This window comes from Polynucleobacter sinensis, assembly GCF_001595985.1.
Taxonomy (GTDB): Bacteria; Pseudomonadota; Gammaproteobacteria; order Burkholderiales; family Burkholderiaceae; genus Polynucleobacter; species Polynucleobacter sinensis.
In genome coordinates this window covers 295954-310100 of record NZ_LOJJ01000018.1, presented here as the reverse complement: position 1 = coordinate 310100, position 14147 = coordinate 295954, and the positions used below count along the sequence as shown (strand labels likewise).

General features: G+C 47.4%; 15 protein-coding genes. 1 reads left to right on the top strand and 14 read right to left on the bottom strand.

What is annotated here, in order from left to right:
• Positions 1-81: 81 nt before the first annotated feature.
• Positions 82-642: an elongation factor P gene (gene efp / locus AOB49_RS11485; protein ID WP_062311211.1), complete on the top strand. Its 561-nt coding sequence runs from the start codon at positions 82-84 to the stop codon at positions 640-642.
• A 104-nt stretch (positions 643-746) separates the two neighbouring features.
• Here efp and nagZ read toward each other — a convergent pair whose 3' ends face one another.
• The 14 genes from nagZ to AOB49_RS11415 all read right to left on the bottom strand — a co-directional run bounded on the left by nagZ (position 747) and on the right by AOB49_RS11415 (position 14147).
• Positions 747-1823: a beta-N-acetylhexosaminidase gene (nagZ, locus tag AOB49_RS11480; RefSeq protein ID WP_062311209.1), complete on the bottom strand. Its 1077-nt coding sequence runs from the start codon at positions 1821-1823 to the stop codon at positions 747-749.
• Positions 1824-1845: 22 nt separating this feature from the next.
• Positions 1846-2238, bottom strand: coding sequence for a holo-ACP synthase (acpS, locus tag AOB49_RS11475; protein ID WP_062311207.1), 393 nt, complete (start codon positions 2236-2238; stop codon positions 1846-1848).
• Entirely contained in the window at positions 2235-2996 is a 762-nt protein-coding gene (gene pdxJ / locus AOB49_RS11470; protein WP_062311205.1) for a pyridoxine 5'-phosphate synthase, read from the bottom strand. The genes acpS and pdxJ overlap by 4 nt, the downstream gene beginning before the upstream one ends.
• A gap of 12 nt (positions 2997-3008) precedes the next feature.
• Positions 3009-3743, bottom strand: a complete 735-nt coding sequence (gene recO / locus AOB49_RS11465; RefSeq protein WP_062311203.1) for a DNA repair protein RecO — start codon at positions 3741-3743, stop codon at positions 3009-3011.
• Between the two features lie 6 nt (positions 3744-3749).
• Positions 3750-4646, bottom strand: a complete 897-nt coding sequence (gene era, locus AOB49_RS11460) for a GTPase Era (RefSeq protein ID WP_245640686.1) — start codon at positions 4644-4646, stop codon at positions 3750-3752.
• A 44-nt stretch (positions 4647-4690) separates the two neighbouring features.
• On the bottom strand, positions 4691-5464 hold the full coding sequence (gene rnc, locus AOB49_RS11455; protein ID WP_407070237.1) for a ribonuclease III: 774 nt from the start codon (positions 5462-5464) through the stop codon (positions 4691-4693).
• A gap of 22 nt (positions 5465-5486) precedes the next feature.
• Positions 5487-6293 carry a signal peptidase I gene (gene lepB / locus AOB49_RS11450; RefSeq protein ID WP_062311198.1) on the bottom strand — a complete coding sequence of 269 codons (807 nt, stop codon included), beginning with the start codon at positions 6291-6293 and terminating at the stop codon, positions 5487-5489.
• Positions 6293-8098 (bottom strand): translation elongation factor 4, encoded by a 1806-nt coding sequence (gene lepA, locus AOB49_RS11445; protein ID WP_062311196.1) that lies wholly within the window; start codon positions 8096-8098, stop codon positions 6293-6295. Before lepA ends, lepB begins: the two co-directional genes overlap by 1 nt.
• A 144-nt stretch (positions 8099-8242) precedes the next feature.
• Entirely contained in the window at positions 8243-9691 is a 1449-nt protein-coding gene (locus AOB49_RS11440; protein WP_062311194.1) for a DegQ family serine endoprotease, read from the bottom strand.
• Between the two features lie 62 nt (positions 9692-9753).
• A complete protein-coding gene (fabF, locus tag AOB49_RS11435) occupies positions 9754-11001 on the bottom strand; it encodes a beta-ketoacyl-ACP synthase II (protein WP_062311192.1) in 1248 nt (415 codons plus the stop codon).
• A 28-nt stretch (positions 11002-11029) separates the two neighbouring features.
• On the bottom strand, positions 11030-11269 hold the full coding sequence (gene acpP / locus AOB49_RS11430) for an acyl carrier protein (protein WP_062311190.1): 240 nt from the start codon (positions 11267-11269) through the stop codon (positions 11030-11032).
• A gap of 102 nt (positions 11270-11371) precedes the next feature.
• The gene (fabG, locus tag AOB49_RS11425) at positions 11372-12115 is read right to left on the bottom strand and encodes a 3-oxoacyl-ACP reductase FabG (RefSeq protein ID WP_062311188.1); all 744 of its coding nucleotides are present in this window, start codon (positions 12113-12115) and stop codon (positions 11372-11374) included.
• Positions 12116-12169: 54 nt separating this feature from the next.
• Positions 12170-13105, bottom strand: coding sequence for an ACP S-malonyltransferase (gene fabD / locus AOB49_RS11420; RefSeq protein WP_062311186.1), 936 nt, complete (start codon positions 13103-13105; stop codon positions 12170-12172).
• 55 nt (positions 13106-13160) lie between these two features.
• Positions 13161-14147, bottom strand: coding sequence for a beta-ketoacyl-ACP synthase III (locus tag AOB49_RS11415; RefSeq protein WP_062311184.1), 987 nt, complete (start codon positions 14145-14147; stop codon positions 13161-13163).

Below are 14147 nucleotides of genomic sequence, written 5' to 3'. Positions count from 1 at the left end.
GCAATAAAGGCATACAGGCGGTTACAATCTTGTTTTTGATAAAAACCGCAGAAAATAAGCTCTGCCCCCAGGAATAGCAAGATGAAAACAGCACAAGAACTCCGCGTTGGTAACGTAGTGATGATCGGCACTGATGCCATGGTCGTTTTAAAAGCCGAATATAGCCGCTCAGGCCGCAACTCTTCCGTTGTGAAAATGAAATTTAAGAACTTGTTAACTGGCGCGCCAAACGAAGGCGTATTTAAAGCTGATGACAAGTTTGATGTAGTGATTCTCGACAAGAAAGAGTGCACCTACTCTTATTTTGCAGACCCAATGTATGTATTCATGGATTCTGATTACAACCAATACGAAGTTGAGGCTGAGTTCATGGGTGATGCACTGAACTATCTCGAAGAGAGCATGCCATGCGAAGTTGTTTTCTACGAAGGGAAAGCACTTTCAGTAGCAATGCCTAACTCTTTGGTTCGTGAAATCATTTACACAGAGCCAGCAGTGAAGGGTGACACCAGCTCCGGCAAAGTATTGAAGACCGCAAAGCTTGCAACTGGCTATGAATTACAAGTGCCTTTGTTCTGCAATACAGGTGACAAGATTGAAATCGATACTCGCACTGGTGAATATCGTAGCCGCGCTAACTAATTAGCTCGCAAGTACTACAAAAGCCCAGCTTGCTGGGCTTTTTTAATGGGCGCTGAGATTGATGCTAATTAAATACTGATTTGATACCGTCTTGGTACATGTCTCTAAGCAATGAGATTTAATTGCTTTAATAAGCCCTTAGCATGTTGATACTCGGCCTCTTTTTGCAACTCATCCCATGAGAGAGCAGTTGACTTGGGCATCAATCGATTTAAGCGCTTAGCAGATTCCAATTGCTTTGCCTTTGTCACCTTCAGCTCAGAGAGCAATTGATCTGCCAAATCTGGACGATTGCAAATTAGTACCGCATCACAGCCAGCATTAAGCGCGAGCTCTGCGCCCTTAACGACGGAACCAGCAACGCTAGCACCTTCCATGGAGAGATCATCACTGAAAATAACCCCCTCAAACCCTAACTCTTGGCGCAAGATAGAGTGCAGCCAGATATTGGAAAATCCTGCGGGATTTTTATCTACCTTGGGATAAATCACATGAGCAGGCATAACTGAAGCCAAGCTGAGATCTAGCCACTCATAAGGCTTCGCATCGTCACCAAGAATCTCACTCAAAGAGCGCTCATCAACTGGAATGGCAACATGGGAATCCGCCTCAGCCCAGCCATGACCCGGAAAGTGCTTACCGCAGTTGGCCATATCAGCTAGACGCAAGCCCTCATTCAAACTCTTGGCGAGTGCAAATGTAATTTGAGGATCGCGACTAAATGAGCGATCGCCAATGACGCCACTACGTCCAAAATCCAAATCCAGAACTGGAGTAAAGCTAAAGTCGACTCCGCAAGCCCGTAACTCAGTAGCCAAGACATAGCCACAGGCAGTAGCTGCGGCCATTGCTTGCGCAGCTGAAGCCGCAGAATGAGAGTCATCACTCTTTGCAGACCAGAGCTCGCCCAATTTGCGCATTGCTGGGAGATGAGTAAAACCATCTGTCTTACAGCGCTGCACCCGACCACCCTCATGATCAATAGAAATTAATACGTCTGGGCGCAATTTTTTAATTTGGGCTGACAGCTTAGTTAGTTGTTTGCGATTAGAAAAGTTTCTACCAAAAAGAATGACACCACCAGTCAATGGATGCAAGATACGACGGCGATCTTCGGCGTTTAACTCTAGACCAACAACATCCAAGGTAATTGGGCCTGGATTCATAGTCGTCTTACTCATGCATTCCTCTTAATATCGGTGGTTATTTTTGAACTACGATGACATGGGCAATCGCCATGTCTTGCTCGTCACTCACAGTGACCTGAGCCTCCCAGTTTCGCTCCTGCATAAACTGTGAGAGCGCACCCAAATAGGATGTCACTGGCTTACCACTAGGTTCATTGAGCGTCTGCAAAGAACGCCAAGTCATCGGCATTCTCATCCCGAGACCAATTGCCTTAGAGAAGGCTTCTTTTGCTGCAAAACGGGTTGCCAGAAAAGCGATTCCCCGCTTGTGATTTCTTGCGAGGCGCTGCTTAAAGATAATGAATTCGTCGGGGCCAAGGACCTTTTCAGCCAGGCGGCCATGAGTACGATCATAGGCAGCCTGAAGGCGCTCTATTTGCAAAATGTCTGTACCGATACCGATGATCATTTAGAGCTCTTTTGTGCGGCATTCGCTCTACCCTGAGCCATCAGAGTCTTCATATCGGCGATTGCTTTTTGCCATCCCTTGAATAAGGCCTCAGCAACAATGGCATGACCAATATTGAGCTCAGAAAGTTCTGTAATTGCGGCTACCGGCATTACATTGCCCTCATGCAGGCCATGGCCCGCATTCACGCGCAAACCAAGCCCTTTGCCAAACTGAGCCGCCCGACGAATACGCTCGAGTTCTTTGGCTTGTTGATCACCCGACAAATCTGCGTAACGTCCAGTATGCAATTCCACAACAGTAGCACCAACATCTTTAGCAGCCTGAATTTGCTTCTCTTCTGGATCAATAAATAGCGATACCCGAATTCCAGCGCTCTGCAGCAAAGAGGTAGCCTCTTTCACAGCCTGAAAATGACCAACCACATCGAGCCCACCCTCAGTCGTGACTTCTTCGCGCTTTTCTGGCACAAGACAGACATCATGGGGCTTTACCTGGCAGGCGATATTAATCATTTCGGGAGTCACGGCGCACTCTAAATTCATACGCGTTTTGATCAATGGGCGTAGGGCCAATAAATCCGCATCCTTTATATGGCGCCGGTCTTCACGCAAATGCAGGGTGATTAAATCTGCGCCCGCCTCCTCAGCCAAGCGCGCAGCCCTCAATGGATCTGGATAAGCCGTGCCCCTCGCATTACGCAAGGTAGCGACATGATCAATATTGATACCCAGTTCAAGAGTTTGGGAGCTATTCATCTGCGTAGATTACTAGATTTTCTTCAAATCAATCAAAATTTGGCGCGTAGTCAAGACTTGGTCCTGAAGATGTAATCCCAGCAAGAAACGCATCAATTGTTTACTCTCAGAAAGCGTCTCTGGATGAGAAAAGTCTCCCGCCGCAATCGCCAACAATGATCGGCCGCTTAATACTGGCCAGTGCCCAGGGTCATCACCTTGAGCAGGCCTTACACCACGCTCTGGCTGATACACATATTGCTCTTCCGATATCGGAGCACTATTGGTTTCAACACAGCGATCAAGAGCAGCTGCATAGCCCGTTTCTTGAAGTAGCGTTAACTCAAAGGGGCGCAGAATCTCTTCTAAACCCTTAGACTCGAATTCCAGGTTTGACAACGCAGAAATAGTATCGGTGTAGTGATCATAGAGTTTTTCATATTCATCTTCCCGAGCCAAAAATTTAACTAAAAGCTCATTGAGATAAAAACCACAAAGGAGCGCATCACCAACTAAGGATGGTGTGCCACCCACCCATTCAGACTTCGTGAGAGTGCGCAATTCTGATTTACCACTCCAAGACACTAGCAGCGGTTGGAAACGTTGCAATACTGGGCGCAAAGTTGAGTGCGGTCGTTTAGCACCCTTGGCGATCAAAGCCATGCGCCCATATTGCCGCGTAAAGACATCAAGAATTAAGCTAGTTTCCTTGTAAGGAATGCTATGCAATACAAAAGCAGGTTCGTCAGAAACACGAATCGACGCCATGAAAAATTACTCTAGTCCTTGCGCCCGTAACTCAGCGCGATCATCAGCCCACCCACGCTTGACCTTAACCCAGGTCTCTAAAAATACTTTGCCGTCAAAAAGCTTTTCCATATCAATGCGGGCATCAGTCGAAATCTTTTTCAGACGCTCACCCTTTTGACCAATAATCATTGCCTTGTGGCTATCGCGATCAACCAAAATCGTAGCCGCGATTCGACGCATCTTGCCATCCATCTTGAACTGATCAATTACGACTGTGCTGGTATAGGGCAATTCTTCACCCGTGAAACGAAAAACCTTTTCACGCAAAATCTCTGCGGCCAGGAAACGCTCGCTACGATCCGTTAATGTATCGCCATCATAGACTGGTGGCGCCTCAGGCAAATACCCTTCCAGCACATCCAATAGCCTTTGAATATCTGCAGGACTTTTAGCACTCATCGGCACAATCTCAGCAAATTCACATTTGCTTTGGTCTTCATGGCCACCAAGCTCACTCCATGGCTGGCTCATTTCCTTCATGAAATTGAGTAAAGCCTGATCACGCTCAGAAGGAGTCTGAAAACGGCTATTGAATAAGTCTAATTTGTTCAAGACCAGTACCACTGGCAAATCATTCGGAAGCAAACGCAGTACTTTTTTATCATCCTCACCAAAATATCCCGCCTCAACGACAAAGCATGCGACGTTGACGTCCTGTAGTGCAGTAGTCACGGTGCGGTTCAGGGCCTTGTTGAGAGTGTTCATTAAACGCGTTTGAAAGCCCGGCGTATCAATGAAGATAAACTGCGCTTCCTCACGATTCTGAATTCCCAAAATACGATGCCGCGTGGTTTGCGCCTTACGGGAAGTAATGCTGATCTTCTGACCAACCAAAGCATTCAATAGAGTCGATTTGCCCATATTGGGACGCCCGACAATGGCGATAGTGCCGCATCTAAACACGATTAGCCCTTCAGCTTAAGATTTAATTGCTCTTCAGTTGCCACTTTTTTTGCAGCTTTCTTTTTGGCAGACCGGGTTTTTTTAGGCTTACCCAATGCTTGTGGCAACACCTTCTGAGCAGCGATCAGGGCCAACTTAGCAGCAGCCTGTTCAGCAGCCCGCCGAGATGCACCCTCACCCTTTACTGACACCTTGAGATTGGGAATCAAACATTCAACCTCAAACTGCTGATTGTGCGCAGCACCACTAGTTCCCACAACATTGTAGGTTGGCAAAGGGAATTGATAGCTCTGTAAGCACTCTTGAAGCAGCGTTTTGTCATCCTTACCAAGTGTTTTTGGATCAACATTAGCCAAAATAATGGAATAGAGTTTGCGCAAACAGGTTTTAGCAGCATCAAATCCACCGTCCAAAAAGATCGCTCCTGTTACAGCCTCCAGGGTATCAGCCAATATAGATGGTCGACGAAATCCACCACTCTTGAGCTCGCCTTCACCTAGTCGTAAGTAATCAGATAAAGATAGAGTTTGTGCGATCTCATATAAGGCTTGTTGCTTGACCAGATTTGCGCGGACTCGAGAGAGATCACCCTCGTCCAAATCTGAATAACGTTCGTAAAGCATTTCTGCAACCACGCAGTTCAAAATGGAATCGCCCAAGAACTCTAGGCGCTCGTTATTCTTTTTACTATGGCTACGATGAGTCAGCGCCTGATTGAGCAGCTCGACTTTTTTAAAGGTGTAGCCAAGTTGCGCTTGAAGCGGTGCGGTCTCGATTACGGCGCGGGCATTCATGGCTTTATTCGAAGCCGCCAATACGGCCAAGATTTCCCAGGTTCAGCCAAACAAAGAAGGCTTTACCAACAATATTTTTATCCGGAACAAACCCCCAATAACGAGAGTCGGCGCTATTGTCACGGTTATCACCCATAGCAAAGTAATGACCTACCGGTACAGTGCAATTAATTCCCGCATCGATGTATTGGCAATTTTCAAATCCTGGGAAGCGCTCAGCAGGAAAATTTCCCGCCGGACGATCAGGATCATTCAAAATCTCATGCCGATTCCCACCAAGATCGATAGGAAATGACTCAGTAAAACGCTTGGCGTAACGCATACTCTCTGGATCGAGGTAAGATTCACCGCCACTGTACTGAAGCGGCTGTCCGTTGACTGTTAAACGTTTATCTTGATACTGAATCGTATCTCCTGGCAATGCCACAATCCGCTTAATGTAATCCACCGACTCATCACGTGGGTAACGAAACACCACAACATCACCACGTTTTGGTGAACCCAGCTCTACAACCTTCTTATTAATAACTGGCAAACGAATACCATAGGTGAATTTATTCACCAGGATAAAGTCCCCAATCTGCAAGGTCGGAATCATCGAACCTGAAGGAATTTTAAATGGCTCAGCAATAAATGAGCGCAATATAAATACCGCACAAATTACTGGAAAGAAGCCTGCGGTATATTCCAGCCATAAAGGCATGCGATCAATGCCGGCTGCTCGTCTTTGTGGCGCAAAGTAGATTCGATCAGCAACCCAGGCAACTCCAGATACAAGCACCAAGATAAAAAGGATTAGCGCAAAGTTCATTAGTCATCCACCTGCAAAATTGCCAAGAAGGCCTCTTGTGGAATCTCCACGTTACCCACTTGCTTCATTCGTTTCTTACCTTCTTTTTGTTTCTCCAGCAACTTACGCTTACGAGAAATATCTCCACCATAACATTTGGCCAAAACGTTCTTACGCAACGCTTTGACATTCTCACGAGCCACAATGTTGCTACCAATGGCCGCCTGAATCGCCACATCAAACATTTGACGCGGAATAATGCCGCGCATCTTGGCGACCACTTCGCGTCCACGATGCTGACTATTACTTCTATGCACAATCACGGACAGCGCATCGACTCGCTCACCGTTAATCAGGATATCCACCTTCACAACATCGGCCGGGCGATATTCTTTGAACTCATAATCCATGGATGCATAGCCACGTGAGATCGATTTCATTTTGTCAAAGAAATCCAACACAATCTCGGCCATTGGTAATTCATAAGTCAATTTGACTTGGCGCCCCAGATAGTTCATATCCATCTGAATACCGCGCTTACCAACGCACAAAGTAATGATTGAGCCAACATACTCTTGCGGCATGTACAAATTGACCGTAACAATAGGCTCCAGAATTGTATTAATCTTGCTAGCTTCTGGCATCTTCGATGGGTTATCCACTAGGATGACTGAACCATCAGACTGCTCAACCTGATATACCACTGTTGGAGCGGTAGTGATGAGATTCATGCCGTACTGGCGCTCTAAACGCTCTTGCACGATTTCCATGTGCAACAAACCTAAGAAGCCGCAGCGGAAGCCAAAGCCAAGAGCCTGTGAAACCTCTGGCTCATACAAGAGCGAGGCATCATTTAATTGCAGCTTCTCTAAAGATTCCCGTAATTGGTCGTACTCGCTTGACTCAACCGGATACAAACCAGCAAAAACTTGTGGCTTCACCTCTTTAAAGCCTGGGAGAGGCACTGTAGCCGGAACTCGGCCTTGCTGCCCAGGAGAATGCGTCACCGTATCGCCTACCTTAGCAGCTTTTAACTCTTTAATACCAGCAATCACATAACCCACTTGACCGGCGGATAACTCTGGGCGGTCAACAGACTTGGGACTAAACACACCCACATGCTCAACCAAATGACTTGAGCCATTGGCCATTAAGGTAATTTTTTCTTTTGGTTTTAAGGTGCCATTGACAACGCGTACCAACATCACAACGCCAACATAGTTGTCAAACCATGAATCAATAATTAAAGCCTGCAACGGATCGACAGCGCTTCCCTTTGGCGGAGGGACGCGAGCAATCATTTCTTCAATCACATCCTGAACGCCCAAACCTGTTTTAGCCGAGCATGTCACCGCATCAGATGCATCAATCCCAATGACATCTTCAATTTCTTTTTTGGCGCGCTCAGGATCAGCCTGAGGTAAATCAATCTTATTCAGAACTGGCACCACCTCAACACCCAACTCCAGAGCCATATAGCAATTGGCAACCGTTTGCGCCTCCACACCCTGACTCGCATCGACTACGAGCAATGCGCCTTCGCACGCTGATAAAGAGCGACTTACCTCATAAGAGAAGTCAACGTGTCCTGGCGTATCAATTAAGTTAATGTTGTAAGTCTTACCATCCTTTGACTTGTAGGTCAGAGCCGCAGTTTGGGCTTTAATGGTGATGCCACGTTCACGCTCGATATCCATCGAGTCCAAAACCTGGGCTTCCATTTCACGATCGGAGAGACCGCCACATAATTGAATGATGCGATCAGCAAGTGTTGATTTACCGTGATCGATATGAGCGATGATAGAAAAATTGCGGATTAAATCCATAGCGTCTTAAGTGGTCTTCAAAAAACGCCTTGTCAGAACGCACCACAATGATGCGCTGCAAAAAGTCGTCTTAAAGCGATTGTAATGGGTGGCGCCCAAAGAGCGCCAAACCCTTTTTTTCTAGTTAAAAACCGAGGTTTTTAACTATTTTGGCCTTACGGGAATCACCATGGTGCTATCAGCCCGGCGAACAAATACTGGAACCGTCTTATTGGCCTCCAAGCCCTTAACCAGGCCCTCAAACTGCTTTACACCACTGATATCAGTATCGGCAACCCGAATAATTACATCCCCAGGGCGTACTCCAGCACGCCCCAGAGGGCCCTCACCAAGAGCGGTAACCTCAACGCCACCACGGATGTTTAAATCCCGCCTCTTGCTATCGGAAAGCTCTGAAACAGCCACGCCCAGGGAATTGACATTCCCACCACTAGAGCCGGAGCTATCTGATTTCTTAGCTACCGCTTGACCAGACTCCGTATCAGCCACTGTAACCATCAAATCCTTTGTGGCACCCTTACGCCAAACTTGAAGACTTGCACTAGTTCCCGGCTTGGTATCGCCAACAGCCCTTGGTAAATCGGTAGATTTGGCAATATCGCGCCCATTAAAGCTCAAAATCACATCACCCGATTCGACTCCGCCGGCAGCCGCAGGGCCACCAGGCTCAACATTTCGCACATAAGCGCCACGCGGCTTGCCAAGACCTAAACTCTCAGCAATCTCTTTAGTCATCTCGCCTAAAGCAACACCGATACGGCCGCGCGTCATCCTGCCGTTAGTGCGTAACTGATCAGCAACACGCATCGCCTCATCAATCGGAATAGCAAACGAGATTCCCATGTAGCCGCCGGAGCGACTAAAGATTTGAGAATTAATGCCGATAACTTGACCAGCAGTATTGAGTAAAGGGCCCCCAGAGTTACCTGGATTTACCGCTACATCAGTCTGAATGAATGGCAAGTAGTCACCAGTATCGCGACTCTTAGCGGAGACAATTCCGGCAGTCACCGTATTTTCGAGTCCAAATGGAGAGCCAATTGCAAGAACCCACTCTCCTACCCTTACCCGAGAAGAATCGCCCAATGGCAGTCTGGGTAAATCACGAGCATCAATCTTCACAACCGCTACATCGGTGCGCTTATCCATGCCGAGCAACTTGGCCTTGTACTCACGCTTATCAGTCAATGTGACATAAATCGTATTGGCGCCCTCTACAACGTGGGCATTTGTCAAAATTAAACCATTAGAGTCAATAATGAAGCCTGAACCCACGCCACGATCAGCCTCTTGTGGTTTTCCTGAATTTGGTTGCGCTTGCTTTGGCGTGCCAGGCAAGCCGGGAATAGGAACCCCAAAGAAACGTCGGAAGAACTCCGCCTGATCTTCAGGCATTCCAGGGATGCCCCCTTGAGATTGCTGAACCATCACTTTTTCCGTGGTTCGAATATTCACAACCGCTGGGCTGGCGCGCTCAACCAAATCAGCAAAATCTGGAATGGATACGCGTGGGGTTTGCGCAGATGCAAATGGGATAAATGCAAATTGCCCCAGACTAAAGATAGTCAAGAGCGCAATAAAGTACTTTTTCATATTGCTATAGACCTACTTGGTAAAAACCAATAAAAAGATTAGGAAAAGGCTTACAGAGAATATTAGGTCAGTTTGCCAAAAATCAAGGTACCGTTAGTACCCCCAAAGCCAAAGTTGTTTTTAACGGCATGATCAATCTTCACATCTCGAGCAGTATTGGCGCAGTAGTCCAAGTCACACTCAGGATCTTGATTAAAGATATTGATCGTTGGCGGAGATTTCTGATTATGAAGAGCCAGAATAGTGAAGACAGATTCCAAGCCGCCGGCTCCACCTAACAGGTGGCCAGTCATCGACTTAGTGGAGTTGATGAGCGTTTTTTTGGCATGATCGCCAAGGGCAGCTTTAATCGCACCAGTCTCATTCTTGTCACCCAAGGGTGTAGAGGTACCGTGGGCATTAATGTATTGAATCTGATCAGGATTTAAGCCAGCATCACGCATAGCATTCACCATGCAACGGCGCGGACCATCCATGTTTGGCGCAGTCATGTGATACGCATCGCCACTCATACCAAAACCTAAGAGTTCGCAATAAATCTTTGCGCCACGCGCCTTGGCATGCTCATACTCTTCCAAGACAACGACGCCAGCACCCTCACCGAGAACAAAACCATCACGGTCCCTATCCCAAGGACGTGAAGCCGTTGCAGGATCATCATTGCGGGTAGATAGTGCACGGGCTGATGCGAAACCACCAACACCCAATGCGGAAATCGTTGACTCGGCACCACCAGCCACCATCACATCTGCATCACCGTATTGAATTAAGCGCGCAGCCAATCCAATGCTGTGCAAGCCAGTTGTGCAGGCAGTCACTGCAGCAACGTTTGGTCCTTTCAGACCAAACAAAATACTGAGATGACCAGAAATCATATTAATGATTGAGCCTGGAACAAAGAATGGGGAGATACGACGTGGGCCACGAGCCAACAACTCAGCGCCAGTCTCTTCGATCATTGGCAAACCACCAATGCCAGAGCCAACCATGACGCCAATGCGCTCTGCGTTCTCTTCAGTTACTTGCAGACCGCTATCGCGAATCGCTTGCGTACCAGCGGCAATACCGTAATGGATAAAAGTATCCATATGGCGCGCCTCTTTAGCAGAAACGTATTCCTCAACATTGAAATCCTTCACCTCACCAGCGAAATGCACGCTCAGTGGAGCATGGTCGAACTTCGTGATGGTAGCGACACCTGATTTGCCCGCAAGCAAATTAGACCAGGCTACATCAACAGAATTACCAACAGGTGAAATGAGACCTAAGCCGGTAACGACAACCCGGCGACGGCCATTTGATGCTGACACAATAATAGCTGTTAACTAAGCTAGGGAATTAACCCTGGGCTTTAGATTTAGCAAAATCGATCGCGAGCTGAACAGTAGTGATTTTTTCAGCTTCCTCATCAGGAATTTCGATGCCGAATTCATCTTCCAAAGCCATTACGAGCTCAACAGTGTCAAGAGAGTCTGCGCCCAAGTCATTCACAAAAGAAGATTCATTCTTGATCTCTGCTTCTGCGACGCCCAATTGCTCAGCGACGATCTTCTTAACGCGTTGTTCGATGTTATCCATTAAGTCCCCCAAGGGTTGTAAAAAAACGATGAAAGGGATTTTATCAGCTTGGCGGACTGAATTAGCAAATCCGCCAAAAAATGACCAAATCCCGCTGTATTTTTAGGCTAAATATAGTCCGCCATTGACATGTAAGGTATTACCAGTAATGTATCCAGCGGCTGGAGAGGCTAAAAATGCCACTGCCTGGGCAACATCCTCAGGGCTGCCGAGGCGTGCCAGGGGGATATTCACTTTTAGGGCGTTTTGCTGCTCTTCACTCAAAGCGCGGGTCATATCAGTATCAATAAAGCCAGGGGCTACGCAATTAACGGTGATATTACGGCTACCAATTTCACGCGCCAAGGCGCGAGTCATACCAGAAACCCCTGCTTTTGCGGCGGCGTAGTTCGCCTGACCGGGATTACCCATGTGCCCGACAATGGAAGTGATATTGATGATGCGACCAGCACGTGCCTTCATCATAGGACGCATTACCGCCTGAGATAGGCGAAAAACTGCACTTAAATTGGTATCAATAACATCTGTCCATTCATCGGTTTTCATGCGCATTGCTAAGTTATCGCGTGTGATGCCAGCGTTGTTGACCAAAATATTGATACCGCCAAAATCTTTTACGATTACATCAATCATGTCTTCGCATGCTTTTGGATCGGTCACATTTAAAACTGCGCCACGCCCGCCGGTCGCTTGCAAACGCGCATTGATTGCTTTGGCACCATCTTCAGAAGTGGCAGTGCCAATCACTTTGGCACCACATTTCACCAACTCTTCCGCAATGGCCTGACCAATGCCGCGCGATGCGCCAGTAACTAATGCAATTTGTCCACTTAAGTCGAGATTCATATTTGTCTTCCCTTGTTTCTTATATTGGGTTCTGAATTATTTCTAAATTCTTTTTTACTTCACTGTAGCCAGAGCTTCAGTGAGGCTGGCTTCATCAAAAACAGGAATGCCAACAACATTCTCATTGATGCGCTTAGTTAGTCCCGCCAATACTTTGCCTGGGCCACACTCTACAACCTGAGTGATACCCTGCTGAGCCATTGCATTAATGGTTTCCTGCCAACGCACTGGTTTAGCGGCTTGACGCACTAAGGCGTCTTTAATGGCAGCTGGATCGTTAAGAATCTCTACATCGACGTTGTTAATCACGGAGATGCTTGGGGCCTTAAATTCGATATTCGCTAGGTAGGCCTTTAACTTTTCAGAAGCAGGCTGCAACAAAGACGAATGGAAAGGAGCCGACACTGGCAATGGCAAAGCACGCTTTGCACCAGCCGCTTTGAGTAATTCACAGGCTTTGGCAACTGCATCGCTACCACCAGCAATCACCACCTGCCCAGGGGCATTAAAGTTCACCGCCTCAACAACACCGCCTGAAGCAGTAGCTGCTTCGGCACATACCGTTTTTACAGTGGCGTCATCTAAACCCAAGATGGCAGCCATCCCCCCTGTGCCGACTGGCACAGCAGTCTGCATCGCTTCTGCACGAAAACGCACCAAAGGCACAGCATCTTTAAAAGAAAGAACGTCAGCAGCAACTAAAGCAGAGTACTCGCCAAGACTATGTCCAGCAACCACTTTAGGAACGGCACCACCAGCAGCTAACCAAGTACGATAAAACGCAATAGCAGCCGTCAACATCACTGGTTGAGTATTCGTTGTGAGGGCAAGCGCCTCTGCAGGACCTTCAGCAATCAGCTTTGCAACATCTTCACCTAAGGCTTCGGAAGCCTCTTGCAATGTCGCGCGCACTTCAGGGCGATCCGCGATAGAGTTGAGCATCCCTACAGATTGGGAACCCTGTCCTGGAAATACAAATGCAAATGTCATAGAAATATTCGCTGAATAATAGTTAATTAAATACGTTTGCCCAAATACCGTTGTCTCAATACTTAATTGCGACAGCGCCCCAGGCAAATCCGCCACCAACACCTTCTAGTAACAAATGTTGGCCACGCTGAATTTGACCGGAACGCACACCAGCATCAAGCGCTAAAGGAATCGATGCTGCAGAAGTATTGCCATGCTCATGCACAGTCACAATCACTTTATCCATCGACATACCCATCTTACGAGCAGTACTCTCCATAATACGAATATTGGCTTGATGTGGAACCAGCCAGTCAACTTGATCTGGTGTGAGATTGGCTTTATCTAAGGCCTCATGAGCCACTTGCTCAAGCACTTTCACTGCCAACTTAAATACCGCTTGGCCATCCATTGTCATAAATGGAGAGCCATGAACTTGACCATGACCACTGCGACCTGGTACGCACAGAATGTCGCGCTGACTGCCATCGGCATGCAATGCAGTAGCCAGAATACCCGGCTCTTGAGAGGCCTCAAGGACTACCGCACCAGCACCATCTCCAAACAATACGGAAGTCGTGCGATCTTCGAAGTTGAGAATCCGAGAAAATGTTTCCGCACCGATCACCAATACTTTTTTATAGGTTCCCGAACGAATAAATGCATCCGCAATCGCCAGAGCATAAGTAAAACCTGCGCACACTGCTTGCACATCAAATGCTGCGCAATTGGTATGTGCACCTAATTTATCTTGCACGACGCAAGCAGTACTTGGAAAGCCGCCCAAATGATCTGGCGTAGAGGTTGCCAAAATAATCAGATCGAGATCTTCGGATGTGCAACCAGCACTAGTCAATGCTGCCTTAGCGGCATTGACTGCTAAATCGCTTGTTAATTCATTGTCTGCGGCAAAATGACGGGCGGAAATACCACTGCGTGTCACGATCCATTCATCGCTCGTCTCTAGGCCAATCTTCGCCAAACGCTCCACAAGATCTTGATTGGTTAAACGCAACTCCGGAAGGTAGCTTCCAGTACCTGCAACCCGTGAATATGTAGTCAT